We start from the raw sequence: 25,375 nt of genomic DNA, 5'->3' as shown, positions 1-25,375 counted from the left end.
CCGCAATGCGGGGCTTTCTTTTTACCTGAGCGCTAATGAAACAACCAGAGCAAGGCGTTCAACACCGCTCTGGTAATGCAGTTAGCTCAGATTACTTCTCGACGATAGCTACAACGCCTTGTCCACCTGCCGCACAGATGGAGATCAGACCACGGCCAGAACCTTTCTCATCGATCATTTTCGCCAGAGACGAAACGATACGACCGCCGGTCGCTGCGAATGGGTGACCAGTTGCAATAGAAGAACCGTTTACATTCAGCTTGCTGCGATCGATGGTGCCCAGTGGCTTGTCACGACCCAGACGCTCTTTGCAGAACTTCTCGTCTTCCCATGCTTTCAGGGTAGACAGTACGACACCAGCGAATGCTTCGTGGATTTCGTAGAAGTCGAAGTCCTGCAGAGTCAGACCAGCGCGGTCCAGCATGCGAGGAACTGCGTATGCAGGTGCCATCAGCAGGCCTTCTTTCTCTTTGTTGCCGTCTTTGCCGAAGAAGTCGACAGCAGCAGTTTCGTAGAAAGAAAGGTAAGCGCGTACTGGCAGGTTGTGCTCTTTCGCCCACTCTTCAGACGCCAGCAGTACACAAGATGCACCGTCGGTCAGCGCTGATGAGTTAGCAGCAGTCAGCGTACCTTTGCCAGACTTCTTATCGAATGCAGGTTTCAGTTTCGCCAGCTTGTCCATGTCTGGTTCGCGAGCCAGGTTGTCTTTTTCCAGGCCCTGGAATGGAGTAACCAGATCATCGAAGAAACCACGATCGTATGCAGCCAGCAGATTCTTGTGGCTGTTGAATGCGATTTCGTCCTGCTCTTCGCGGGTGATGCCCCACTCTTTAACAGTGATCTCAGTGTGATCACCCATAGACAGGCCAGTACGTGGCTCGCCGTTACGAGGAATCAGAGGTGCCAGGTGCTTAGGACGAATCTTAGCCAGCTGCTTCAGTTTGTCCTTAGTTGTCTTCTTGCGGTTCGCTTCCAGCAGGATCTTACGCAGGCCTTCGCTTACGCCGATCGGTGCATCAGAAGTGGTGTCAGAACCACCAGCGATTGCTGAGTCGATGTGACCCAGAGCAATCTTATTAGCCGCCATCATCAGTGCCTGCAGACCAGTACCACACGCTTGCTGGATGTCAGTTGCTGGCGTTTGTGCGTCCAGAGCAGTGCTCAGTACACACTCACGAGTGAGGTTGAAGTCACGGCTGTGCTTGATTACAGCGCCAGCGATCACTTCACCGATACGCTCGCCTTGCAGGCTGTAGCGGTTTACCAGACCATTCAGTGCTGCAGTCAGCATGTCCTGGTTAGAAGCATAAGAGTACGCAGTATTAGAACGTGCGAAAGGAATACGGTTGCCGCCAATAATAGCGACGCGACGAACAGTCTGTGTCATGTCTCAATCCTGTCGGTGTAAAAACGGGAGCTTGTATAAAACTTGCCTATATAACGGCAGAACGCAAAATATCACAATATTCTGCCCAGTGCTGCGCAAGTCTATCGAACCAGCAACTGGCAGCATTGGCTGAAGTGACATAAGACCGTATGCCTGAGGTCAATTTCAGGGGTTATTAATGTTGGTCTAATCTGTTACCTTCCGGCGCTGTACATCGTGCCGATGTGATCCAAGTATCAACTCCCGTAACCCAAACGCATGTAAGAAACGAACGGAACGGACCATGAGCAACTTTTACGAAACAATGTTGAACAACAACCTGGGCCGCAGCCTGCTGAAAAACGTTGGCCTGCCTACCCCAATCGAACTGAAGCGCTACAACCCAAATCAGGAAACTTACTTCGAAGGTAAGGTTCTGATTGGTACCAGCAAGGGCGGTGCTCTGCTGAACGATCTGATGCGCAACCTGAAAGAAGCGAAAGCGACTGTTTACTTCCCAGCGGCTGCACAGACTGCTGCTGACATCCTGGCCGCTGCCGACAAAGCAGGCGTTCGTGCTATTGGTGTTGAAACCAAGAAAGGCATGGCTGAAAAGTTCGACGCTCTGGTATTCGACGCTTCTGGCTTTGAAAGCGGCGCTGACCTGAACCAGCTGTACTACTTCTTTAACCCAGTTATGCGTCAGCTGAACAGCAACGGTCGTGTGATCGTTCTGGGTCGCCCACACATGAAAGCAAAAACTGGTGAACAGGCTGCAGCAATGCGTGCTCTGGAAGGCTTCACCCGTTCTGTTGCTAAAGAAATCGGTAAGAAGTCTGCAAACGCTACTTCTGTATACGTCGAAGAAGGCGCAGAAGCGAACATGGACTCTGCGTTCCGCTTCGTTATCTCTGCTAAGTCTGCATACATGGACGGTCAGGTTCTGACTGTATCTAAAGCTGACGCTAACACTTACCCAGACTGGCACAAGCCTCTGGCTGGCAAAGTCGCTCTTGTGACTGGTGCAGCACGTGGTATCGGTGAAGCAATTGCCCGTACTCTGGCTCGCGACGGCGCTAAAGTTGTTGGTCTGGACATTCCACCAGCAGAAGCAGATCTGAGCCGCGTTATGGCTGAAATCGGCGGCGAAGTACTGCTGGCTGATATCTCTTCTAAAGAAGCTCCTCAGCAGATTTCAGACAAGCTGAAAGAACTGGGCGGCGGTGACGTGATTGTTCACAACGCTGGTGTAACCCGCGACAAAATGCTGGCTAACATGCCTGAGCACTGGTGGAACATGACCATCGACATCAACCTGCTGGCTGAAGAGCATATCAACGATGCGCTGATCGCCAACAAGACCATCAACAAAGGCGCAAGCATCATCTGCGTATCTTCTATGAATGGTATCGCTGGTCAGGTTGGTCAGACCAACTACGCAGCGTCTAAAGCAGGTGTTATCGGTTACGTTCAGTACATGGCTCCTGAACTGGCTAAGAAAGGCATCACCATCAACGCAGTAGCACCAGGCTTCATCGAAACTCAGATGACTGACGCTATTCCGTTCATGACTCGTGAAGTTGGCCGTCGCCTGAACTCTCTGTCTCAGGGCGGTAAGCCAGTAGACGTAGCAGAAACCATCGCGTTCTTCGGTAACCCAGCGTCTAACGGCGTAAGCGGTAACGTAGTACGTGTATGTGGTCAGTCTCTGGTTGGTGCGTAAGCAGCACATCTAAGTGGCGCTTGATCGAGCAGAACACCAGAAACTGAATCGAAAAAGCCGGCAATTGCCGGCTTTTTTGTGTCTGAAGGAAATTCGGATTTCTAAAAAATCACCGTTTCTTTTTTGCTTTCTTCTTGCGTAAAAAATCTTTCACGGGCGTTTTCTTCGTAGGCAGAGCCCCTTCAAAACGCTTGCGCATCTCTTCGACCTTTTCTTCTTTGTCTTTGTGTGAGCGCTCCGCACGGTGCTTCTCACCCGCTTTTGCGAAATCTACTACTTTCGAGTCTGCCAACCTTGCCTCCACTGAGCCAATATCGATCATTCACCTTCATGCTATCATCACGACCTGTCAGTTCCAGTAGCAAAAGAGTGCAATGTCCACAGTTTTACCGATTGATGCCGTTCTTGACGATCTGAGAGCAGCCTTAGAGAGCCATGATAATGCACTGCTGATCGCTCAGCCCGGCGCCGGTAAAACGACTCGTGTTCCTCTGGCTCTTCTTGAGGAAGCATGGCTTGCTGGGAAAAAAATCCTCATGCTGGAGCCACGGCGTGTGGCTGCGCGTAACGCTGCAACTTTTATGGCCCGCCAGTTAAATGAACAGGCCGGTGAGACCGTCGGCTACCGCATGCGGCTGGAGAACAGAGTCTCTGCGCAAACCCGCATTGAAGTGGTTACCGAAGGTATTCTTAACCGCGTGCTCTTGGACGATCCGGAACTGACGGATGTCGGCCTGATTATTTTTGATGAATTCCACGAACGGAATCTGGCCTCAGATCAGGGGCTGGCGCTGTGTCTTCAGGCGCAACAGGTGTTTAATCCCGAGTTAAAACTGCTGGTGATGTCGGCCACGCTGGATGCTCTCGAGCTGGCAAAGCTGCTGAACGCTCCTGTCATCGAATCCGATGGCCGCAGCTTCGCTGTCGAAACGCACTACCGCCCTGCCCGCGACGCCAATGAGCGTTTGGTGCCTCACGTTTGTCGAGTCATCGGTGAAGCCCTGCGCGATACGGAGGGCGATATTCTCGTGTTTCTGCCCGGTGCAGGCGAGATAACCCGGGTACAGAATTCGTTAATTGAATCTACCCGAAATATTCTGATTACCCCACTGCACGGCCAGCTCAATGACAAAGAGCAGAAGCAGGCACTCAACCCCGATGATAATGGCCAGCGCAAAGTCATTCTGGCGACCAATATCGCCGAAAGCTCCGTCACTATTGACGGCGTGCGCGTTGTGATTGATTGCGGGCTGGAAAAACGCGTGCGCTTTCGCGCAGCACTCGGTATGCAGGAGCTGGTAACACAGGATATTTCTGTGGCCAGTGCGGTACAGCGTGCTGGTCGTGCCGGAAGACAGGCTCCCGGAGTGTGTTATCGCCTCTATACCGAAACCAGTATGCAACAGCGTCCGGCGCATATCCGCCCAGAAATTAACGACGCAGATCTGGCACCTCTACTGCTGGATCTGGTGCAGTGGGGAGCGTCTGCGGATGAACTGGACTGGCTCACGCCCCCGCCCAAAGGCCACCTCAGTCAGGCACAGGATCTGCTTTGCATGCTAGATATTCTCGAAAATCAGCAGCTCACCGATCACGGGCAGCGTTGCCTGACTACAGGCCTTGAGCCCCGTCTCGCCAATATGCTGATCCGTGGCGAGGCTGCTGGCTTCGGTAAAAATGCCTCTGAGCTGGCGGCACTGTTGCAGGAACCGGCCTTGCTGCGTCAGGGCGATGATATTGAGCGCATACTGCTACAGGCTCGCGGGACTTCTCGCTGGAAAAGCCGCGTTGCGCCCATGGCCCAGCGCCTGATGCAGAAGCTCAATATTGAGAAAGACACCTCCCCCGCCGATACCGGCTTTCTGCTCGGCTGTGCTTTTCCGGATCGTATCGGTCAGAAACGCGGAGCGGATACTCAATATCTGCTAGCCTCCGGTGCCGGTGCCACGCTGGCCGATGACAGTGCGTTACTTGGTCAGCCGCTGCTTGCATGTGCCGATATTGCCGCCGGACAACCGAACCGTGTCCGCACCGCGGCGACACTTTCTGAACAAGCAATGTCGCAACTCACTGAACTCCACCCGCACATGCTCAGCCGCCATATCGACGTGCGCTGGCTCGATAACGGCCAGCTTCAGGCGCAGGAACAACAGCGACTGGGGAAACTGATTCTATCGGCGAAGAAACTCGACACAATGACCGCCGATGACTGGCAACAGGCCTGGCGCGATCTGATTCTGGCCAAGGGTCTGAAAGTACTGAACTGGGATGACTCTGCAACGAACCTGTTAAGCCGGCTGCGACTTGCTCATGAATTCCAGCCAGAGCGCTGGCCGGATGTCTCTGACGAGGCCCTGCTGAATACGCTCGATGACTGGCTGATGCCCTTCTTAACCAGCGCCCGCCACCAGCGCGACCTGAAGAAACTGAATCTGTGCGGCGCACTGCTTTCTCAGCTCGAATGGGATCAGCAACAGGGGCTGGCCTCCCTGGTGCCAACTCATATCACAGTGCCGAGCGGCACGAATATCCGTATCGATTACCGCCAGAACCCGCCGGTACTGGCCGTGAAACTGCAGGAAATGTTCGGTTTCGAAGGGCAGCCTGCGATTCTTAATGGCCAGCTACCTCTGATGATTCACCTGCTGTCACCGGCGCAGCGGCCGTTACAGGTCACCCAGGATCTGCCGCACTTCTGGCGTCATACCTACGCTGATGTAAGAAAAGACATGCGCGGTCGCTATCCAAAGCATCCATGGCCAGAAGACCCTCTGTCCGCTGAGGCAACCAGATTTACAAAACGGAGATCTTAGCAAAAGGTGATCGATGAAAAGCGAGGCTATTAAAGGCACAGTGAAGCACTTTCTTTGGACTAGGCTTATATCATGACCGTCCTGAGTTTACTTATGGAGTTGAGATGCGCCCCGTCCTTTTCGCTGTAGCCCTTGTCATTGCGGTACTTACGATCGTCTATTTAAGCCAGCCTCGTGTCGGCGAAGTACCCCAAACAAGTGGAAGCGTTCTCTACAAGAATGCAGAGCCAGCTCTCAAAGCTCCGGCACGGACAGTTCAGAATTCACGAGAGCATATTCATGAGAATCATGATCATGAGGGTAAGCTACCCAGTGAGCTCGAAGAGTATCTGGAAGAACAGCGAGCTCCAGCTTCAGAGATTCCTGTCGTAATTCACGGCAATGGCAGAGCCACCGCTTACCCGACCAATCAATGGTCAACAGTTATGATGATGGTTATCGACGAAGACGGTACTCGACGTATGGTCGAACGCCAGATCACTCCCGATGGAACTTTGGTAATCCCTGAGAAATAGCAATATATCCTCCGGGCTTCCCATTGTCGTAACACAGAGACACTAACAACGCTTACATGGATTAACGGAAACGCACTGGTGTGCGTTTCCGTCAGAGCTACTCTGTAATGACAGAACTCTGCAGGTAGCTCCCGTGACATATCTCGTCCGCCTATTCGCATCACTGGTGTTGGCAGCCCCATCACTCGCTCAGGCGAACATCGTCATCGTCAATAATGATTCCGCCGGTGAAGGATTCAATGATGCTACCTCGGTCTCTGCCGTAGGCGGAAACCCGGCGACTGCGCTAGGCCAGCAGCGCCTCAATGTTTTCCAGCGCGCAGCGGATATTCTCAACAATACCTTTGATATTGCGGTAACTGTCAGAGTAGGCTCAAGCTTCGATCCGCTCACTTGCTCTTCCGGCTCCGCCGTGTTGGGTCAGGCTGGTCCAGCCGCATTTGATTACAATTTCAGCACACGAACCATCACCCCACATGCGCTCTATAACCAGCAGGTCGGCTACGACGCAGACACTGGCACTGTAGAGATCAATGCACAGTTCAATTCATCCATAGATAACAACGATAACTGCCTGTTCAATACCAACTGGTACTACGGCTACGATGCTCCCAGCGGAAACGATAACTCCTTATTATCAGTAGTTCTCCATGAAATTCTCCACGGCATGGGCTTTCTCAGCACTCTACAATCTGATGGGAACAGTGGTGGCGGCTGGAGCACATTGGAAGGATTTGTTGAAGGTTTCGATCCCTACACCTACAAGCTCAAAGACGCGTCTACCGGCCAGATGCTGACAGATCAGGCTGCTGGAACACGCTCAAATGTCATGCGCAGTGGTACAAATCTGGTCTGGAGCGGAACTGAAGCCAATGCAGAATCAGGCAATTACTCATCAGGCATCAACTCAGGCGAGGTACAGATGTACGCGCCGGGTTCGTATAAGCCTGGCTCATCGGTTTCTCACTTCGATACCGCAATGACTCCAAATGAATTGATGGAGCCACAATATACCGAGTTTCTTGACACCGAAGGGCTCGCAGAGCAACTGCTCGTTGATATTGGCTGGAGCTACAATGCAGCGAATGCTCCGAACAGCCCTCCGTCTCTGAGTGTCATAGGTAATCGCTCGCTCAGCGAAGACGGCAGCCTGAATGTCGCTCTTTCGGCGACGGACGCGGATGCTGACTCCCTCACTTACTCTCTGGGTGCCAACAGTGCCGCACTCGGTGCCAGCATTAGTGGTACCACGCTTAACATCAATCCAACTGCTGATTTCAACGGTTCAGGAACCCTCACAGTTAACGTCACAGATGGCGAAGACACTGACTCAGAAACCATCACGGTGACGGTCACCCCAGTCAACGACACGCCAGTATTGGCCAGTATCGGAACCCAGACGGTTAACGAAGAATCGAGCACCTCTGTCACGCTGAGTGCGAGTGACGTCGACGGAGACTCCCTGACCTACCAGCTGGATAGCGCAACAGCGGCACTGGGAGCGTCTGTGAGTGGCAACACTCTCAGTATCAACCCGACGACAGACTTCACAGGCTCCGGCAGCGTAACGGTCAGCGTGTCAGATGGCAGTCTGAGCGACTCTGAAACCTTCACGGTGACGGTCAACAACATCAATGATGCGCCTGTACTGTCGGCGGTATCAGATCTGACAATCCCAGAAGACACTTCAACCACAATCACGCTGACTGCAACCGACATCGACGGCGACAGCCTGACCTTCAGTGCCGTATCAGCCGATACGGGCGTCGCGACCGTTGCGGTAAGCGGCTCAACCCTGACAGTCACTGCAGCGACCGCAAACTCCGCGACCACGACGATTACAGTCACAGTGTCTGACGGCACCCTCAGCGCCGATACCAGCTTTTCAGTCGAGCTGACAGACCCATCAGCCGTTCCGCCGATTACAATGACGCTTGGCGGCGTATCAATCAATGACGGAGCAACCTATGAAGCCCCACTCGGAGCGCTCACAGTCACTCCGGCTGGCGGCACCGGAAATTACACGATCAGCGCCTTCTTCAACGGTGAGGATGGTAGTGAGCTGATCAGTAATGGATCTCTACTCATGCCGGATTCGGGTGCCTTCGCGGGAGTCTATACGCTCGACGTCAGTGACGGCAGTGGCAACACAGCGACCTTCTATGTTGAGCGTCCGCTTCGCCTGACCGCCTCCGTCGACCCTCTACTGCAAAGCACCGACTCTGCATCGCTCTATATCGAAGGTGCCAGTGCAGCAGCCACCATCAGCCTGTCAGCCACGGGAGGAATCTCATTCACCGATACGACGGGAGCTGCGCTGACCTCTATCGATGCACCGGACTCCACCGCAGACTTCAATCGAGCCAGCGTTGGCCTGTCCCTGAGTGCCATCCTCAACGGTACAGTAACCGCAACGGCAAGCAATATTCCAGACAGCGAACTCAACCTCAGTATCGTCGCAAGTCGCACAGTGACTATTACGGTGAGGGACGACAGTGGCCGCCCGGTTGCTGGCGCGGACATCACCATCACAGACGAAAGAGTTGAAGGATGGGGCCTGGACGCAGACAGTGAAACAGATGCCAATGGACGAGCAACCATCACACTACCAGCGACTGCGGTAGACATTGAAATAGACGGGGATGAGTTCAGTTCAGAAGAACTGCAGGTGCCGGCCAATACCAACGCAGTTTCTGTGACACTTGAACCGGCAGCAGTGTCATACACGCTCACCGGTCTGATTCAGGCGCAGGGCTTCAACTTTGACTCTGAACTGCCCGAAGTCCGGATTAATCTCAGCGACGGTAGCCAGTCATTGGCGGACCTGAACGAATTGAGCAATACCCGAGTTGAGTATGAGTGGATGTCAACTCTGGCGAGCGCACTGCCGGAGAGCATGACCGTTGACCACAGCGCCCTACCACCGGTCACCGTGAACCTCAACCCAGCTGCCAGCTCTGAAATTGTCGATATCACCTTGATCACAGAAGCCGATGACGACTCAGCAACCGGCGCCGGCGCTGTCGGGATTTGGGCAACACTGATACTGCTGGGCCTTAGACGTCGTTTACTCAGCCCCAGAGCAGCTTAAGGCCTACCAGCAATGTAATGACCTCATACAGTCGCTTAATCAGCAGATTACCCGACTGTATAGAGGTATGCGCACCAAGGTAGCCGCCCACCAGCGAACCGGCAATCAAAGCAGGAATCCAGTCCCACTTCACTTCAGCGACCGCCCCCATAGTTACAGCTCCCGTGCCATTCCACCCCAGCCCCACCGCGACCAGTGTCTGAGCGACCGCGAGTTTGTACTCAAGACCGAACCAGTACACGAGCCAGAGTGTAACGAACAGGCCGGACCCTGCGGATAAGGCGCCATTGGCAAAGCCGATGATAAACAAACCCACTGCGCCGATGGCCAGCCCGGTAACGTCACGATGTTTTTCTGAGGTAGATAACCCCAGCTCAGGACGAAACCAGGAATACAAAGACAGCATCAGCGTCAGGATACCGAGCGCGATTTCCGCATGGCGCCCGTTCACGTCAAGAATAAAGAGCGCGCCCAGAACAACACCCGGTGCACCCGCAAGAAAGATAACCAGCAGAATCAGTTTATCGAGATGCCCTTCTCTCAGGTGCCGCATTGTCGCCCCAAGACCAAGAGCAACTGTCGCGATTTTATGTGTCGCCAGCGCCAGCGAAAAAGGCAGCCCCATGAAAATCAGAATAGGCAACTGAATCAAGCCGGCTCCACCACCAGCCAATGCTGAAAACCAGTTGGCAACAACGGCAATAAGAAACAAGACCAAATGTTCTGTATACTCGACCATAGAATTCTCAGTTAAAGGGATACCCCTGCATGACTTACGCTCTCTACTATCACGACTATTGCCCATTCTGTCAGCGCGTTCTTATGGCACTGCCGAGCTTCAGTGTTGACGTAGAAAAGCGCAACGTAATGCAAAATAACGAATACCGAAAGCAACAGCAGGAAGCAACCGGTCGTACCACGGTGCCCTGCCTGCTGATTGACGACGGTGAAACTCAGGAATGGATGTACGAATCCGGCGATATTATCCGTTATCTGAAGTCGCTCTGATTGTCTCCAGCAGCGAACCTAACGCCTCAGATGAACCAAGCAGACGCTGAACGGTATCTACAACCGCCTGTGTCTGCGGGTCGACCTCTACATTGATCATATCCCCCACACCCACCAGGCCGAAGGTGGTTACGTCACGAGTCTCAGGGATCAGATGCACAGCAAAGCGGTCGCCAGCCACTTCCGCGATTGTCAGGCTGCAACCGTTAAGTGCGACATAGCCTTTATCTAACAGATAAGGAGCGAGATTATCCGGCCGCTCCATCCACACCACCAGATTATTCGCAGTCTCAATAACCTCAACGACCCTAATCTGCTGCATGACGTGGCCCGATAGCAGATGACCGCCAATCTCATCACCGAACTTAGCTGCACGTTCAATATTCACGATACTTCCAGCCTTCAGGTCGCCAAGGTTGGTGACCTTAAGGGTTTGACCAATAGCGTCAAAACTCACACGGCTACCAGTGCTACTACCAGCACCACTCCCAGAGCTGGCCGGAATAATTTCCCGTGCCGTCAGACAGGTGCCGTTGATAGCAACAGAAGCTCCAATCACAAGCCCATCAACAAGCTCATCAGAGAAATCAAAAATAAAGGTCGCGAAATCCTCCTTCTTGAGAACATCAGCAACAGCAAGTCGGGTCTGCACAATTCCAGTGAACATTTCGGGCCTCGGGTCATCACAGTTGTGGCCATTATGCACTATACTCGGGGCTTATTCATAAAAGTCGAACGACCCTCTGGAAGGTGATTTTGGACGTTAAAAAATCAGGGCTGATTCTGTCTGGTGGTGGTGCCCGAGCTGCGTACCAGGTCGGTGTATTAAAAGCTATCCATAAAATTCTCCCCAAAGGCCACTACAATCCGTTCGATGTTATCTCAGGAACATCTGCAGGTGCGATTAACGGCGTAGCACTTGCCAGTTATGCAGAAAATTACCGGATTGGTATTAAGCACCTCGAACGAATATGGATGCACTTCACCCCTGATCATATTTACCGCACCGATTTTCTCGGAGTTTCACACGGCATATTGAGAATGGCGCGCTCAATGGTCATGGGAAAACGATTTAAAAATGATCCAGTGTCGCTGCTCAATAATCAGCCATTACGGGAACTACTCGGCGAAGCCATTAAATTCGACCAGATTCAGGGCGCTATTGATAACGGCGCACTTCATGCGATCGCGGTTAACTGCTCGGGCCTTGAAACTGGAGAGTCAGTCGCTTTTTTCCAAGGGCATTACAGTATTACCAACTGGAACCGTCACCGTCGGATTGGAAAACGTACGCGAATAACGCTTGACCACCTCATGGCGTCTTCAGCGATTCCAATGATATTTCCTGCGGTTAAATTACACGGCGAATATTTTGCCGATGGCGCAGTTCGCCAGCTTGCGCCGATCAGCCCTGCACTTCATCTGGGTGCAGAGAAAGTTATGGTGATTGGTGTTTCGGGTATCGCCCATAAGCGTAAAGATCACGTGAAACCTCCGGCGGCTTATCCAAGCCCGGCGAAGGTCATGGGTCATATGTTAAATGCCGCTTTCCTCGACAGTATGGAAACCGATGTCGAGCGCCTGCGCCGTATTAACCGGACTCTGACCAGTATTCCTGAAGATGTTCGAAAGGAAGCAGGAATGGAGCTCAAACCCATTGAGTTACTGGAAATCAATCCAAGCCGTTCCATTGATCAGATTGCTGGCGAGCATGCTGCTGAAATTCCTAAAGCCCTGAAAATGACCTTGGGTGGCAGTGGTAACGCAGGCCAGAACGGATCAGGTATTCTCAGTTACTTGCTGTTTTCTAAAGGCTTCTGTAAAGCACTGATTGACCTCGGTTATAGCGATGCCATGCAACGCGCCGATGAAATTCGCGGATTTTTCTCAGATCATTTTGAGGAAGAAAAGTAATGAGCACTCCGAAACGAATTGTCGTACTGACTGGCGCGGGCATTTCAGCCGAATCAGGCATTAATACGTTCCGGGATAATGGCGGCCTGTGGGAAAACCACCGCCTCGAAGATGTAGCAACGCCAGAGGCCTTCGAGCGTGACCCCGCGCTGGTTCAGCGCTTCTACAACGGTCGCCGGGCGCAACTTGCTGACGTCAAACCCAACCCTGCTCACATTGCTCTTGCTGAATTCGAAAAGGAATTTGCCGGTGACTTTTTACTGGTGACACAGAATGTTGACCATCTGCATCATGAGGCTGGCTCACAGAACCTCATACATATGCATGGTGAACTGAAAAAATCGCGTTGCCTCACCACCGGGAAAATCCATAGTCAGCAGGCAGATATTGAAGCAACCAGCCTATGTGAATGCTGTGGTACCGCCAGCTTGAGACCACATATCGTCTGGTTCGGCGAAATGCCGTTATACATGGATGAAATCTATCAAGCGTTAGAGAAATGCGACCTGTTCATCAGTATCGGTACTTCTGGCAACGTCTACCCAGCAGCCGGATTTGTAGAGGTAGCTAACAGCGTTAATGCCAGAACGGTAGAAATAAACCTGGAGCCTTCACGTGGCGCCGATGCGTTTCAGGAAGCCTTACACGGCCCGGCCTCAGTTAAGGTCGCTGAGTTTCTATCTACAATCAGCTGAGGCTCTATCTACAATCAGCCGAGGCTCTATCTACAACCAGCTGAGGCTCCTGCTTACCCACCTCAAAGAATACAGGCATAAAAAAACCCGCCGAAGCGGGTTTTTTCAACAGTACTGAAAATCAGTCGTTGTTAGTCGAACCAATCTTATGGATCGACAGGTCAGCACCGTTGAACTCTTCTTCTTCGCTCAGGCGAATACCCGATACAGCCTTCACCAGACCGTACACGATAAAACCACCAATCAGAGCGACTGCGATACCAGCAACAGTACCAATCAGCTGTGACATCAGGCTGACGCCACCAAGGCCGCCCATTGCTTCTGTGCCGAAGATACCGCAGGCAATGCCGCCCCACGCGCCACACAGGCCGTGCAGAGGCCATACACCAAGTACGTCATCGAATTTAGGGAACTTGTTCTGAGCCAGAGTGAATACCCACACAAACAGCGCACCAGCAACACCACCGACCAGCAGAGCACCTATGGGATGCAGAACGTCTGAACCCGCACACACAGCAACCAGACCTGCCAGAGGACCGTTGTGGATAAAGCCCGGGTCATTGCGACCAACGATCATTGCAACAACAACACCGCCAACCATCGCCATCAGGCTGTTAACAGCAACCAGACCTGAAATGCCATCCAGCGTTTGCGCTGACATCACGTTAAAGCCAAACCAGCCAACAGTCAGAATCCACGCGCCCATAGCCAACCACGGAATGTTTGATGGCGCGAACGCGGTGACTTTACCGTCACGGTAACGGCCACGACGAGCGCCCAGCAGGAAGACAGCTGCAAAGGCAATCCAGCCACCAACACCGTGCACAACGACTGAGCCTGCGAAATCGTGGAAGCCAGCACCGTACGTTTCTTCTAACCATGCTTGCAGGCTGAAACCAAAAACGGCATTCCCGTTCCAGATGATGCCTTCAAAAAATGGATATACGAATGCAACCGTCAGGGCAGAAGCAATCAGAATTGGGTAAAACTTCGCACGCTCAGCAATACCACCAGAAATAATGGCTGGAATTGCCGCCGCAAAGGTCAGCAGGAAGAAGAACTTCACCAGCTCATAGCCATTGTTTTCAGTCAGCTCCGCAGCACTGGCGAAGAAATCCATGCCGTAGGCTACCTGATAACCGATGAAGAAATAGGCAATGGTTGAGATACCGAAATCAGTAATGATTTTTACCAGAGCATTTACCTGGTTCTTATGACGTACTGTACCGACCTCTAGAAATGCGAAGCCCGCGTGCATCGCCAGTACCATGATGGCACCCAGCAGAATAAACATTGTGTTCGCGCTGTACATAAGAGTTTCGACAGCGGAGTTGATACCTGTGATATCCACGAGTTGTCCTCTGATAGTTCGTTAAATGTGTATTTGGCGCGGCGCACTCTAGCGGTGCCCTTTGCGCAACATCAGGGCAAAAGCCCATTAGAATCCTTCGATAGGGGAACGTTTAAGCAGAAGGCGTGCCACTTTGTCCACTTTGCGACAATCGAGCAATAGAAAACGCACAACTATAGAGCTGACGTGCGCTAGCGTGATGCAGGAATTCGTACGCGAAAAGAATGATCAACCAAACCCACCCCAATATGGCACCAACATCTAACACAGAAAATGTGATTGCACTTCAATAGTGCATTCAATCTGCAGGCCACATCCCATCCATCATCATTGGATAGGCCACGGGCCTAAAATCAGTAAACTCGATGTCTCTGACTATCTCAAAATCACTCCAGAGCATCCGTGCTCCCTTCAACCACTGGGTCGAAGCAACGCGTTTATGAATCATCTGGAGTTCTTCAGACGTGGCTGGCCGTGCCGGGCCAGCTTTGCCGTAGAGCCGGACTCCGGGTTCCGAGGCAAAACGTCCTGTTAGCAGCGACTTAAGCCAGAACCAGCGCCCCACATTTACTGCCGACACGCAGACGCTTGGGTTCGAGTCTATGTTCTCACCCAATGACACTGCGTAGTGATCGAAGAAGAACCCTGTCTGATCATCACGGAGGAATACCGTGCCGACAGGGGTAATATGCGGAGTACCGTCAGGACAGACCGTCGCAATAGAGCAGTGCACTGCTGAGGTCTGCGACTGCTCTAACGTGCGTTTGATTTGTGGCCAGTTCGATTTTAATGACATGCTTTAACCCTCCCTGGTTAAGCTAAACTTAAAGTTTAATTGCCGTGCGAAATTTCAAAACACACATGAATATTCTGGCGACGTTCGAAGTCCTTAGGGATCGACTTGCCAGTCACATCCCGGATGCTGAACTCTGACAGGGCTTCACGGTCGAGGCTGAACTTACGCAGGTTGTTAGAGAAGATCAGTGTTCCGCCCGGTGCCAGCCGGTCCATCGCCATGCGGATCAGGTCAACGTGGTCACGCTGAATATCGAGTACGCCTTCCATACGCTTCGAGTTTGAAAAAGTCGGCGGGTCCATAAAGATAAGATCGTACTCGCCGGTGTCGTCTTTCAGCCACTGCAGGCAGTCGGCCTGAATAAAACTGTGCCCGTCCGGGTTCAGATCATTAGCACGGAAATTATCACGCCCCCAGTTGAGGTAAGTCCGCGACATGTCCACACTGGTCGTCTTTGCCCCGGCTACCGCGGCATGCAGCGACGCGGTCGCCGTATAGCAGAACAGGTTAAGGAAACGCTTACCGCCCGCCTGTTTCGCGATATGCAGACGTGTCGGCCGGTGATCAAGGAACAAGCCTGTATCGAGATAGTCACGAAGATTCACCAGCACATTCACCTGCCCTTCGCGGACGCTCATGGTGCGCTTTTCATCGCTCTGCTTTTCGTACTGACGTTTACCACTCTGACGTTCACGACGCTTAAGAACAATCTGCTCCGCAGGTACGCCAGTGACTTCAGGTAAGGCTGCCAGAACATCCAGCAGACGTTTCTCGGCGACCTGAGGGTCAATCGATTTAGGCGGCACGTATTCCTGAACGTGGAGCCAGTCTTCGTAGCGATCGACCGCCACCGCGTATTCCGGAATATCCGCATCGTAAATGCGGTAACAATGAACGTTCTCGCGGTTTGCCCACTTACCGAGGTTCTTCATGTTCTTCTTCAAACGATTGGCAAACGCCTCTACCGGGCCACGAATGGCCGTTGGCTGCGGTCGAGAGGAACGTTCATCAGCGGCGCCGAAGACCAACAGCTTGGTTTCGATTTTGCCGTTCATAAACTTATATTGTTTATCAAGAGGACGACGGATAGCGCGGGCCAGGTCCGTATTGCCGGTAAAGATAGCAACACGCCACTCAGGTAATTTCATCGTGGCATCATGCAGTTGCTGATACAGAGGCGCCAGCTGAGGTAGTTCGCTCAGGCGCTCACCATAAGGCGGGTTAGAAATCACCATACCGCCCTGCTGTATCACCTCTTTCTGCACGCGCAGATCGTTAATATCGCGGCGCTCCAGATGCACCTTGCCAGCCAGACCTGAACGCTCCAGGTTCTTGTTTGCCGCATTCAGCTGCTCAGAATCAATATCAAAGCCATACAGACGGTTCTTCATAGCATTGATGTCATCGGTACGACGCTGGCGCGCTTCATCAACCAGCTTCATCCAGAGCTTACGCTCATGACTCTTCCAGCGATCGAAACCCCAACCCTGTCGGTTAAGCCCTGGTGCAACATCTGCGGCCATGAGCCCGGCTTCAATCAGCAAGGTGCCGGAGCCACACATAGGATCAACGAGGGTCTTGCCCTCTTTTGCCAACTCAGGCCAACCCGCACGGATCAGCAGGGCCGCGGCCAGGTTTTCTTTCAGCGGTGCTTTACCCGGCTGCAGGCGATAGCCCCGACGGTGGAGGCTGTCCCCGGAGACATTCAGAAACAGCGACAGACGCCCTTTGCGCAACTGGGCTTCGATACGGATATCACCCGACTTATCGACCGATGGACGCACGCCCGTCTGCTCACGGAAGACATCGACCACCGCATCTTTGATGCGCTGCGCACCAAACTGAGTGTTGTTGATAAAACGACTGCTGCCGTGAAAATCGATACGGAACGTGGCTTCAACAGGAAATAAAGAGGGCCAGTCGACCGTCTTCGCCATTTTGAACATTTCATCGGCGCTTTCTACCTGACATTCCAGTAATGGAAGCAGCAATCGGCTGGCGAGACGTGACCATAAACACACCCGGTACGCCGCTTCAAGATCACCGTGCCAATAGACGCCAATGTGGCTTTCTTTATCAACACTTCCGCCTAAGTGTCTGATTTCATCGGCCAGCAGTGCCTCGGTGCCTTTTGCACAGACAGCCAGCCAATTGGTATTTGGATCGTTATATTCTACGTCACTCATACATTCATACACTCAGGGTAATAGCGAAAAGGCGCTAAAACCTTATCACTTAGAAGAAATAATTCATTAACATTCACCGTGTTGTCACGGTACAACTATACGTGGTCCGCCGATTTTTCTGTGGCTAACCGATGTTTTAATAACAGCGAGGAAGCAACTCTATGAAAAGACAGAAACGCGACATGCAGGAAAGAGCCTTTGCACGTGGCTACCGGGCAGGCGTAGAACGCCGCTCCAAAGATCTGGCCCCAGCAGGCCCAACACACGACGACTGGATGGCTGGTTGGCGATCCGGACGCGAAGACAACTGGGATGGTTATACCGGCGTTTCTGGTATTCATCGAATGGCGGTGTAATTACCCGCCACTGAAGAATTTTACTCCACTCCTGACGAGTTTCGTCAGACTCACGCCTCCCCCACCCGGGGAGCTTGGCCCGGCTTTGCCGGGCTTTTTATCTGCTGTTATTTAATCAGTGTCGATCAGGCTTTACTGAGAGAGCGTACACACTCACCGATCAGCTCTGGACCACGATAAATAAAGCCAGAGTAAACCTGCACCAGAGATGCGCCTGCACGTACTTTATCAACCGCGTCTTCACCTTCAAGAATACCGCCAACGCCGATCACCGGCAGACGATCGCCCAGCACACCACACAGGCGCTCAATGGTCATGGTTGAAAGATCGGTCACCGGCGCGCCGGATAAACCACCAGCCTCAGCGCCATGCTTAGAACCTTCAACGCCTTCACGAGACAAGGTGGTGTTGGTCGCAATGACGCCGTCGATTTCACAATCGAGAAGCGTCTGCGCCACAGTATCAATTTCTGCGTCTTCCATATCGGGCGCAATCTTCACGAAGATTGGCTTGTAGCCATGCTCTTTTGCCAGCTCGGCCTGACGCGCTTTCAGCGGCATCAGCAGGTCACGTAGTGCATCGCCGTACTGCAAGGTGCGCAGCCCTGGTGTATTCGGTGAAGAGATATTGACCGTGATATACGTGGCGTACTGATAGACCTTCTCAAGGCAGATCAGGTAATCGGACGTCGCATCTTCAACAGCGGTGTCAAAGTTCTTGCCGATGTTGATGCCCAGCACACCTTTAAACTTCGCTTTCTTTACTTGCTCAACGAGGTGATCAACACCTTTATTGTTGAAGCCCATGCGGTTGATGATGGCGCGCTCTTCCGGCAAACGGAACAGACGCGGCTTTGGGTTACCAGGCTGTGGACGCGGTGTGATAGTACCGATCTCAATGAAACCAAACCCCAGGCGCGCAAAAGCATCAATGTAATCGCCATTTTTATCCAGCCCCGCCGCCAAGCCGACCGGGTTCGGAAAGGTGATTCCAGCAACGGTTACTGGCTGGTCTGGCACCTTCTTAGCCAACAAACCCAGTACACCAAGCTTCTCAGCTCTGCCCAGCATCTTCAGCCCCAGATCATGGGATGTTTCTCCATCCATCATAAACAGGAACTGTCGGGCAAGGCTGTACCAACTCATAGCTATCTCTCAATACATCAGGGTGATAATAGATTTGCGCGCATTATAGGGACTAATGCTGCCGCTGTAGATCCCTCTCGGCTAAAAAGTCAGCCGACGCGCTCAATTCCCTCGAATTTGCCTTGCTGGTTAAACAGAATCGCAAAGCGTCCGCGCACACCATCACGGGTAACAACGCGCTGCAGCACACCTGCCGGGAAGCGTACTTTCCTGCCGTCAGTTGAATACGCCAGTACCGTCCGGGCATCACCCTGATAGTAGCGGAGATACTCATCGCTGCTGATATTCAGGTCGACAATGATTCGTTGCATCATGGTGCGACTCCCTGCCGATCGCCCGCAACCGCACGTTGTTCACGCTTCACATCCTGCCGGATACGCCACTTTTCCAGCCACTCCCGAACGCCTTTTATCCAGGAAATACGGCTTTCGGTCATAAGTTCAGGGTGACGCTGAGTCAGAATAACCTCGGGCTGAAGATAATCCGGAAGCACTGCAAGACCGTGCTGGTTAATAAGCACAGGCGCCAGTTCGCCATAACGCTGCCAGGGCAGCAGCGTTGGATTACACACAGGCCCGGTATTCAGTACTTTCTCGAGCAGGCCGAGTGTACGCATCATCGAGCAGTTAACACTCTCATTCCAGGCCGGATCAATGTACTCACGCCAATCGAACTTTGCCGCGACGACCCACTTTTCATCTTCACAGGCAACATAAGGCGGAAGGGCCCGTTCCGACAGAGGGTCCGGGTACTCCGACAGAATCCGATTCCAGAACCTGAGGCCGTTAAAATTAGCGACCAGATCAGCAAACGAGTAAACCCCTGTCGTTTCAGCGCCGAAATAGACTGACTCAGTCCACTCCCCGAACAGAAGGGCGTGCTTCAATGGCAGAGTCATCCTCTCCGTTTCGCGAAAATAGCTGAAACCCTCAGTAAAAAAGTGTCCGAACTTATCCGTACCGACAAAGTGCTCGCCGACACGAACGACTGACGCCACCCGCTCAGACAGAACGAGGGTCGGAGAATGCGGCCAGGTGAAATCGCGATAGATGGAATCCGGAAGGGTCATTCGAATACGATCGAGATCAGGGTGCTGCTCAGCAAACGATTCGACCTGACCCACAATTGGCCGGGCCAACAACACACGGAAAGAGTCGTAGAGACGGTCCACATCACAACGCGACTGCTTGGGAACACGCTGAACTTTACGGGGCTTGAGGTGTGGGGCATTGCGGTTAGCTCGTACCAGAGCACGGTCAATCCGCTGCGCAACCTCTGCATTAAGAAGCGATCGGCTATCGGCCATGTCCACGGCAGGCAACTGGCTGAAATGATCAACCTCTGCCGCTTTCGCAATCAAAGGTAGAAAATTGGACAGCAGAAAAGGAAGAACTAGTAGTCTGATCAAAACCTGAATACACGCCGGTGAAAAACGCAGTTTTACACCGGCGCAGGCATCAGATCAAATCTCAGGCGTGGCGACTCGCCTGAGCAAGGTCCAGAAGCTCTCTCAGAGCGACCGCAATCATCGGGAAGCTGGTCTGCTCGATACTCTTGAGATCTTCAAGCATACGCCCCCAGCGCTCAACCAGGATGTCCTGCTCTTTCTCCCAGTGCTCAATCGCCAGTTCGAGATCTGTTTCGTCAGAGTGTCCTTTAAGGATACCGACGGTTAAGGACCGCTGCTGCCAATCAAGGTCATCACGGAAACTTTCACGTGCCATCGCTTCCCAATGGTTACTGGTGGGCAGATCATTAATCTGACGCAAGAACCAGTTAAGCGACAGGTGATCGCCCACACCGAAGTAGGCCTGAGTAACACGTTCGACCGGGCAATCCGATTGAGCCGCCGCTTCGATAATACCCAGCGAAGAATAAAGTTCTCCTGCACCGGCAGTAAACGCCGCTAACGTCTTTGGTACACCCTGCTCCTGTCGTTTATCAAACTCCTTCTGCCAGCGCTTGAGTGCGTCACCCTTAAGAGTCGAACTCAGATTATGAGCTATGTGTTGAACTGCCGTGCCGAAGCGTTCAACTTCACTGGCAATATCGACCGCTACACGACGATTACGCAGGAACCAGCGAGTGGCACGTCGCACCAGACGCATCAGCTCCGCCATCATATTTTCCTGCACTTCCGTCGAGACCTTGTAGTCCAGCGCACTTATCTCCCGCCAGTGTTCATGTAGCGAGAAGGTATCACGTGCTGTCACGTACGCACGCGCAATATCAGTAATCGAAGCACCAGTGGAGTCACCCAGACGGTTCACGAATGTGATCCCCATGTGGTTAATCATGTCATTCGCTAACTGAGTCGCGATGATTTCTTTACGTAGCCGATGGTTATTAATGGCTTCAGAAAACTTCTTATTCAGCGCCTCAGGGAAAGCCGTCGACAGAATCTTCGAAATATATTCATCAGACGTAATCTTCGACGCATTCAAGCGCTCTTTCATATCCGCTTTAGTATATGAAATCAGCACAGCCAGCTCTGGTTTCGTCAGGCCCGTATTATCATTGCGGCGATCCTGTAACTCTTCTTCATCCGGTAAGAATTCGAGTGAGCGATTGAGCTTGCCCTGCTGCTCGTAGTCCTTCATCAGACGAATATATTCATCGAGACGTTCGCGGCAGTCACGATAGGCTAGTGCAATCGCCTGTGTCTGATGGTAGTTGTTATTTAATACCAGATCCGCGACAGGATCGGTCTGCTCAAGGAAAACCTGATTGCGCTGTTTACGAGTGAGATCACCATTATCCATGATCTCATTGAGCATAATCTTAATGTTTACTTCGTGGTCAGAGCAGTCTACACCACCTGCGTTATCGATAAAGTCCGTGTACGACGCACCGCCATTCAGCCCAAACTCGATACGACCTAGCTGAGTTACACCGAGGTTCCCTCCTTCGCCTATAACTTTGGCACGGACATCTCTACCGTTAATTCTGAGTGTATCATTGGCCTTATCACCGACATCGGAATCAAGCTCAGACGATGCTTTGATATAGGTTCCGATACCACCGTTCCAGATCAGATCGACTTCAGCTTTCAGCGCCGCTTTAATCAACTCATTCGGTGCCAGCTTGCTCTCTTTGATACCGAAACGTTTCTTCATTTCAGGCGTAATGTCGATACTCTTTGCTGAACGTAAAAATATACCGCCGCCCTTGGATATCAGAGACTTATCATAGTCCTCCCAGCTGGATCGCGGCAGCTCAAACAGTCTTTTTCGTTCTTTGAAGCTAGAGGCTGAATCTGGTTCAGGGTCGATAAATATATGCATGTGGTTAAATGCCGCGACCAGCTGAATGTGCTCGGACAGCAACATGCCATTACCGAACACATCACCGGCCATGTCACCGATGCCGACCACAGTGAAATCATCCGTCTGAACATTCACGCCGCGTTCACGGAAGTGACGCTGCACGGACACCCAGGCACCGCGTGCTGTAATGCCCATTTTCTTGTGGTCGTAACCCACCGAGCCACCGGAAGCAAAACCATCTCCCATCCAGAAACCGCGGTTGACTGCAATTTCATTGGCAATGTCTGAGAAAGTTGCTGTGCCCTTATCGGCTGCAACAACAAGATATGGATCAGGCTCGTCGTGACGAACCACTGACTCAGGTGGAACAATCTCACCTTCAATCAAATTATCAGTGACATCCAGGAGCGCACTAATGAACGTCTGATAACAAGCCACACCTTCAGCTATAAAAGCATCGCGTCCACCGTCAGTCGGTGGACACTTCGACACAAAGCCACCCTTAGCACCGACAGGGACAATGACCGCGTTTTTCACCTGCTGTGCTTTCACCAGGCCCAGCACTTCCGTGCGGAAGTCATCGACGCGGTCAGACCAGCGCAAACCACCACGGGCGACTTTTCCGCCTCGTAGATGCACACCTTCGATACGGGGAGAATAAACAAATATCTCAAACATGGGGCGCGGCAGAGGAATATCGGTGATCTCTGACGGCTTAATTTTGAATGAAAGATAGCTCTTTGTTTTTCCATCAGCATCTGGCTGGAAGTAGTTGGTACGCAGCGTGGCCTTGATCAGCTCTATATAGCGACGGATAGCTCGGTCTTCATTAAGCTGATCTACACCGTCAAGCGCTTCATGAATCTTACCTTCAACCTCAGCGACGGCTTTATTACGATCATCAGCAGACTGATCATTAAGGCCAAAACGTGCATGAAAAAGATTAACGATCTGAGCACTGATCGGAATATAACGGCTCAATGTGTCAGCAATGTAGTTCTCAGAAATACCGAAGCGAATCTGCTTCATATAGCGTGCGTAGGCTCTGAGCAGTGCGATGTCTTTCCAACCCAGCTTAGCACCCAGCACCAACCGGTTAAATGAGTCGTTCTCAGCCCGGCCATCCCAGATGGCACGGAATGCTTCCTGAAATACCTGTTTCACCTCGGCAATATTGATGCTGTCAGACAGGGTATATTTCAGTGAGAAATTATGAATCCAGACACGACGGCCATCACTGCAGACGATCTCATAAGGATGCTCACCCATCACCCGCAGACCGAAGTTTTCGAGCACAGGAATAATGTCAGACAGCGGTAGAATGCTATCCGGGTTAAACAGCTTGAACCTGAGTTCATTCTGGCCTCCCTCCAGCTCCCGATAGAAGGACATACCGAGTTCACCTGCAGAGGCAGACTTTAAGGTATCCATATACTGAATATCAGCTACGGCAGTGCGGGCAGAAAAGTCCTCGCGGTAGCCCGCCGGAAAGGCAGACCGATATTCGTGATAAAGAACATTACCGCGCTCTTCTCCGACCTGTTCCACCAGCGCAATATGCAGATCATCAGTCCAGGAGCGGACCACCTGACGAATCTTATTGGCGACAATATTTTCGTCATAACTCAGCTCTTTTTCTGGATTCAGGCGAACAATAAAATGGGTCCGGGCCAGAACAGATTCTGAAAAATAAGTGTTGAACTCTATGTCTAGTGGACTGAATTCCTGAGCCAGAATATCTTCCATTTTCTGACGTAGCTCTGTGTTATAAACATCACGCGGTGTGTATGCGATGCACGACAAAAACTTACTGTAGGTATCCTTGCGCAGGTACACTCTCGTCTGGCGTCGTTCCTGAATATTCAGAACACTATTGGCTGTCTTATAAAGTTGATCAACATCGGATTGGAATAATTCGTCGCGGGGATACACTTCGAGGATACGATCGAGCTCTTTCGCGCTATGGCTCGAACGCTCAAAACCCGACTTCTCACGAATCGCTGTCAGTTTACGGCGGATAATCGGAATATTGTTCGGGGTTTCGATATAAACAATCGAAGTAAACAGACCCATAAACCGCATACCACCGACGACGTTTCCATGTTTATCGAATCGCTTTACAACGACATAATCGGGATAGGCAGGACGATGTATACGGCTGCGGTTACCGGACTTCATAAAGTTGATCAATGAAGGACCGGTAATGAACTCGCGGATTTCGGGTTCGAGTTCTTTCAACTGAACACGCGAACGCGTAGTGTCTATATTGCGGAAAATCCCAAGGTCGTGATCAGGATCTCGATCTACAATTTTACCGGATTTCGCATCACTGACGGTAAACTCATCATATGCCAGAAAGGTAAAGTGATTAGATGCCATCCAGTCAACGAACTCAGCGGCCTCAGTACAGGCTTCCTTGTCATTGACTGTGCAGGCATCACGCAGCTCCTGAGCTGTACTCTTTGCCTTTCCGAGCATTTCAGGAAAGTCGCGGACGCAGCGCTGAACTTCACTAAGCACATCTTCAATTTCCTGAGCCAGATCCGTCATCAACTGCTCATCAGAATGATGATCTACTTCGATATAAATAATGGCTTCAGGCGTTTTTCCTTTTCCTGGTTTCTGCCACTGACCCGTCGCCTTGAACTGGCCGCTCTCGTCACGCCCTGCATGTAATACACAGTAATGAATGGCGTGCAGCGACATCTGACGGGCATTGAGCTGCATTCGTACAGAATCTACCAGAAACGGCATGTCGTCGAAAACGATCTCGATCACCGTATGAAGTGACTGCCATCCATGATTTTCATGGTCGGGATTAAATACACGCACCTTCGGCTCACCGGCAGATCTATGCTGAATAAACTGCCAGCAGGACAAAGTCGCTCCGTACAGATCCTCTACTGACCGGCCGAGCACCTCATCTGAGGGTGCACCAGAGTAGTAAAGATCTGCGAATCGCGTTAACTGAGACGCGAGGGAAGACTCATTCCGTTCATTGATCAGAGCGTGTAAAGGTGTAAGCATTGCAGTCACTCGCCACAAGGTTCCAGTAATAGTTATGTCTAAAGCTTAGACTATCTGTCAGCTTTGCCACTTGAGCGTACGCAAGGATTGTTTACGCTACTTTACGGACATGCAGATAACTTT

The 25,375-nt window shown here is 52.0% G+C and carries 19 protein-coding genes; 8 read left to right on the top strand and 11 right to left on the bottom strand.

The genetic code is table 11. The features are described from left to right. Window positions 1–91 precede the first annotated feature (91 nt). The gene (locus AC5E51_RS12125) at window positions 92–1,387 is read right to left on the bottom strand and encodes an acetyl-CoA C-acetyltransferase (RefSeq protein WP_068439216.1); all 1,296 of its coding nucleotides are present in this window, start codon (window positions 1,385–1,387) and stop codon (window positions 92–94) included. Between the two features lie 283 nt (window positions 1,388–1,670). On the opposite strand from AC5E51_RS12125, the gene AC5E51_RS12120 reads away from it, so the two are divergent. Further along, on the top strand, window positions 1,671–3,089 hold the full coding sequence (locus AC5E51_RS12120) for a 3-oxoacyl-ACP reductase (RefSeq protein ID WP_076518212.1): 1,419 nt from the start codon (window positions 1,671–1,673) through the stop codon (window positions 3,087–3,089). A gap of 109 nt (window positions 3,090–3,198) precedes the next feature. On the opposite strand, the gene AC5E51_RS12115 is transcribed toward AC5E51_RS12120, so the two are convergent. Next, window positions 3,199–3,411 carry a tRNA (uracil-5-)-methyltransferase gene (locus AC5E51_RS12115; protein ID WP_297530609.1) on the bottom strand — a complete coding sequence of 71 codons (213 nt, stop codon included), beginning with the start codon at window positions 3,409–3,411 and terminating at the stop codon, window positions 3,199–3,201. 52 nt (window positions 3,412–3,463) lie between these two features. On the opposite strand from AC5E51_RS12115, the gene hrpB reads away from it, so the two are divergent. The 3 genes from hrpB (at window position 3,464) to AC5E51_RS12100 (ending at window position 9,508) form a co-directional block, all read left to right on the top strand. Next, window positions 3,464–5,902: an ATP-dependent helicase HrpB gene (gene hrpB / locus AC5E51_RS12110; RefSeq protein ID WP_491778645.1), complete on the top strand. Its 2,439-nt coding sequence runs from the start codon at window positions 3,464–3,466 to the stop codon at window positions 5,900–5,902. Between the two features lie 104 nt (window positions 5,903–6,006). Then, entirely contained in the window at window positions 6,007–6,417 is a 411-nt protein-coding gene (locus tag AC5E51_RS12105) for a hypothetical protein (protein WP_491778644.1), read from the top strand. Between the two features lie 133 nt (window positions 6,418–6,550). Continuing rightward, complete coding sequence (locus AC5E51_RS12100; RefSeq protein ID WP_491778643.1) at window positions 6,551–9,508, top strand: tandem-95 repeat protein; 2,958 nt, start codon at window positions 6,551–6,553, stop codon at window positions 9,506–9,508. On the opposite strand, the gene AC5E51_RS12095 is transcribed toward AC5E51_RS12100, so the two are convergent. Beyond that, window positions 9,489–10,247, bottom strand: coding sequence for a sulfite exporter TauE/SafE family protein (locus AC5E51_RS12095; protein ID WP_297530599.1), 759 nt, complete (start codon window positions 10,245–10,247; stop codon window positions 9,489–9,491). The two genes, AC5E51_RS12100 and AC5E51_RS12095, sit on opposite strands and share 20 nt — an antisense overlap. A 29-nt stretch (window positions 10,248–10,276) precedes the next feature. On the opposite strand from AC5E51_RS12095, the gene AC5E51_RS12090 reads away from it, so the two are divergent. Beyond that, window positions 10,277–10,516 (top strand): glutaredoxin family protein, encoded by a 240-nt coding sequence (locus AC5E51_RS12090; RefSeq protein ID WP_068437806.1) that lies wholly within the window; start codon window positions 10,277–10,279, stop codon window positions 10,514–10,516. Here the strand turns inward: AC5E51_RS12090 and AC5E51_RS12085 are convergent. Further along, window positions 10,491–11,183, bottom strand: coding sequence for a riboflavin synthase (locus AC5E51_RS12085; protein ID WP_068436223.1), 693 nt, complete (start codon window positions 11,181–11,183; stop codon window positions 10,491–10,493). The genes AC5E51_RS12090 and AC5E51_RS12085 overlap by 26 nt on opposite strands. A gap of 89 nt (window positions 11,184–11,272) precedes the next feature. Here AC5E51_RS12085 and AC5E51_RS12080 point away from each other — a divergent pair, with 89 nt between their 5' ends. Next, window positions 11,273–12,430, top strand: a complete 1,158-nt coding sequence (locus AC5E51_RS12080) for a patatin-like phospholipase family protein (RefSeq protein ID WP_273091900.1) — start codon at window positions 11,273–11,275, stop codon at window positions 12,428–12,430. Beyond that, window positions 12,430–13,125 (top strand): Sir2 family NAD+-dependent deacetylase, encoded by a 696-nt coding sequence (cobB, locus tag AC5E51_RS12075; RefSeq protein WP_297530593.1) that lies wholly within the window; start codon window positions 12,430–12,432, stop codon window positions 13,123–13,125. Before AC5E51_RS12080 ends, cobB begins: the two co-directional genes overlap by 1 nt. A 121-nt stretch (window positions 13,126–13,246) precedes the next feature. Here cobB and AC5E51_RS12070 read toward each other — a convergent pair whose 3' ends face one another. The 3 genes from AC5E51_RS12070 to rlmKL form a co-directional block, all read right to left on the bottom strand. Beyond that, window positions 13,247–14,470, bottom strand: a complete 1,224-nt coding sequence (locus AC5E51_RS12070) for an ammonium transporter (RefSeq protein WP_297530617.1) — start codon at window positions 14,468–14,470, stop codon at window positions 13,247–13,249. Between the two features lie 304 nt (window positions 14,471–14,774). Then, window positions 14,775–15,272 (bottom strand): pyridoxamine 5'-phosphate oxidase family protein, encoded by a 498-nt coding sequence (locus tag AC5E51_RS12065; protein WP_068437816.1) that lies wholly within the window; start codon window positions 15,270–15,272, stop codon window positions 14,775–14,777. A gap of 35 nt (window positions 15,273–15,307) precedes the next feature. Continuing rightward, a complete protein-coding gene (gene rlmKL / locus AC5E51_RS12060) occupies window positions 15,308–17,458 on the bottom strand; it encodes a bifunctional 23S rRNA (guanine(2069)-N(7))-methyltransferase RlmK/23S rRNA (guanine(2445)-N(2))-methyltransferase RlmL (RefSeq protein WP_491778642.1) in 2,151 nt (716 codons plus the stop codon). Between the two features lie 161 nt (window positions 17,459–17,619). Between rlmKL and rmf the strand changes: the two genes are divergently transcribed. Then, the gene (rmf, locus tag AC5E51_RS12055; protein WP_068437823.1) at window positions 17,620–17,814 is read left to right on the top strand and encodes a ribosome modulation factor; all 195 of its coding nucleotides are present in this window, start codon (window positions 17,620–17,622) and stop codon (window positions 17,812–17,814) included. A 125-nt stretch (window positions 17,815–17,939) separates the two neighbouring features. Here the strand turns inward: rmf and AC5E51_RS12050 are convergent, their stop codons facing one another. From AC5E51_RS12050 to AC5E51_RS12035, 4 genes are all read right to left on the bottom strand, one after another. Beyond that, window positions 17,940–18,959: a quinone-dependent dihydroorotate dehydrogenase gene (locus AC5E51_RS12050; protein ID WP_068437826.1), complete on the bottom strand. Its 1,020-nt coding sequence runs from the start codon at window positions 18,957–18,959 to the stop codon at window positions 17,940–17,942. 89 nt (window positions 18,960–19,048) lie between these two features. Continuing rightward, window positions 19,049–19,273, bottom strand: a complete 225-nt coding sequence (locus tag AC5E51_RS12045) for a DUF2835 domain-containing protein (RefSeq protein WP_245820026.1) — start codon at window positions 19,271–19,273, stop codon at window positions 19,049–19,051. Continuing rightward, window positions 19,270–20,367, bottom strand: a complete 1,098-nt coding sequence (locus tag AC5E51_RS12040; protein ID WP_491778641.1) for a hypothetical protein — start codon at window positions 20,365–20,367, stop codon at window positions 19,270–19,272. The genes AC5E51_RS12045 and AC5E51_RS12040 overlap by 4 nt, the downstream gene beginning before the upstream one ends. A gap of 61 nt (window positions 20,368–20,428) precedes the next feature. Next, the gene (locus AC5E51_RS12035) at window positions 20,429–25,252 is read right to left on the bottom strand and encodes an NAD-glutamate dehydrogenase (protein ID WP_301378869.1); all 4,824 of its coding nucleotides are present in this window, start codon (window positions 25,250–25,252) and stop codon (window positions 20,429–20,431) included. Between the last annotated feature and the right edge of the window lie 123 nt (window positions 25,253–25,375).

The sequence above is a fragment of the Thalassolituus sp. genome (assembly GCF_984348125.1).
This window is presented reverse-complemented; position numbering and strand designations above follow the sequence as displayed.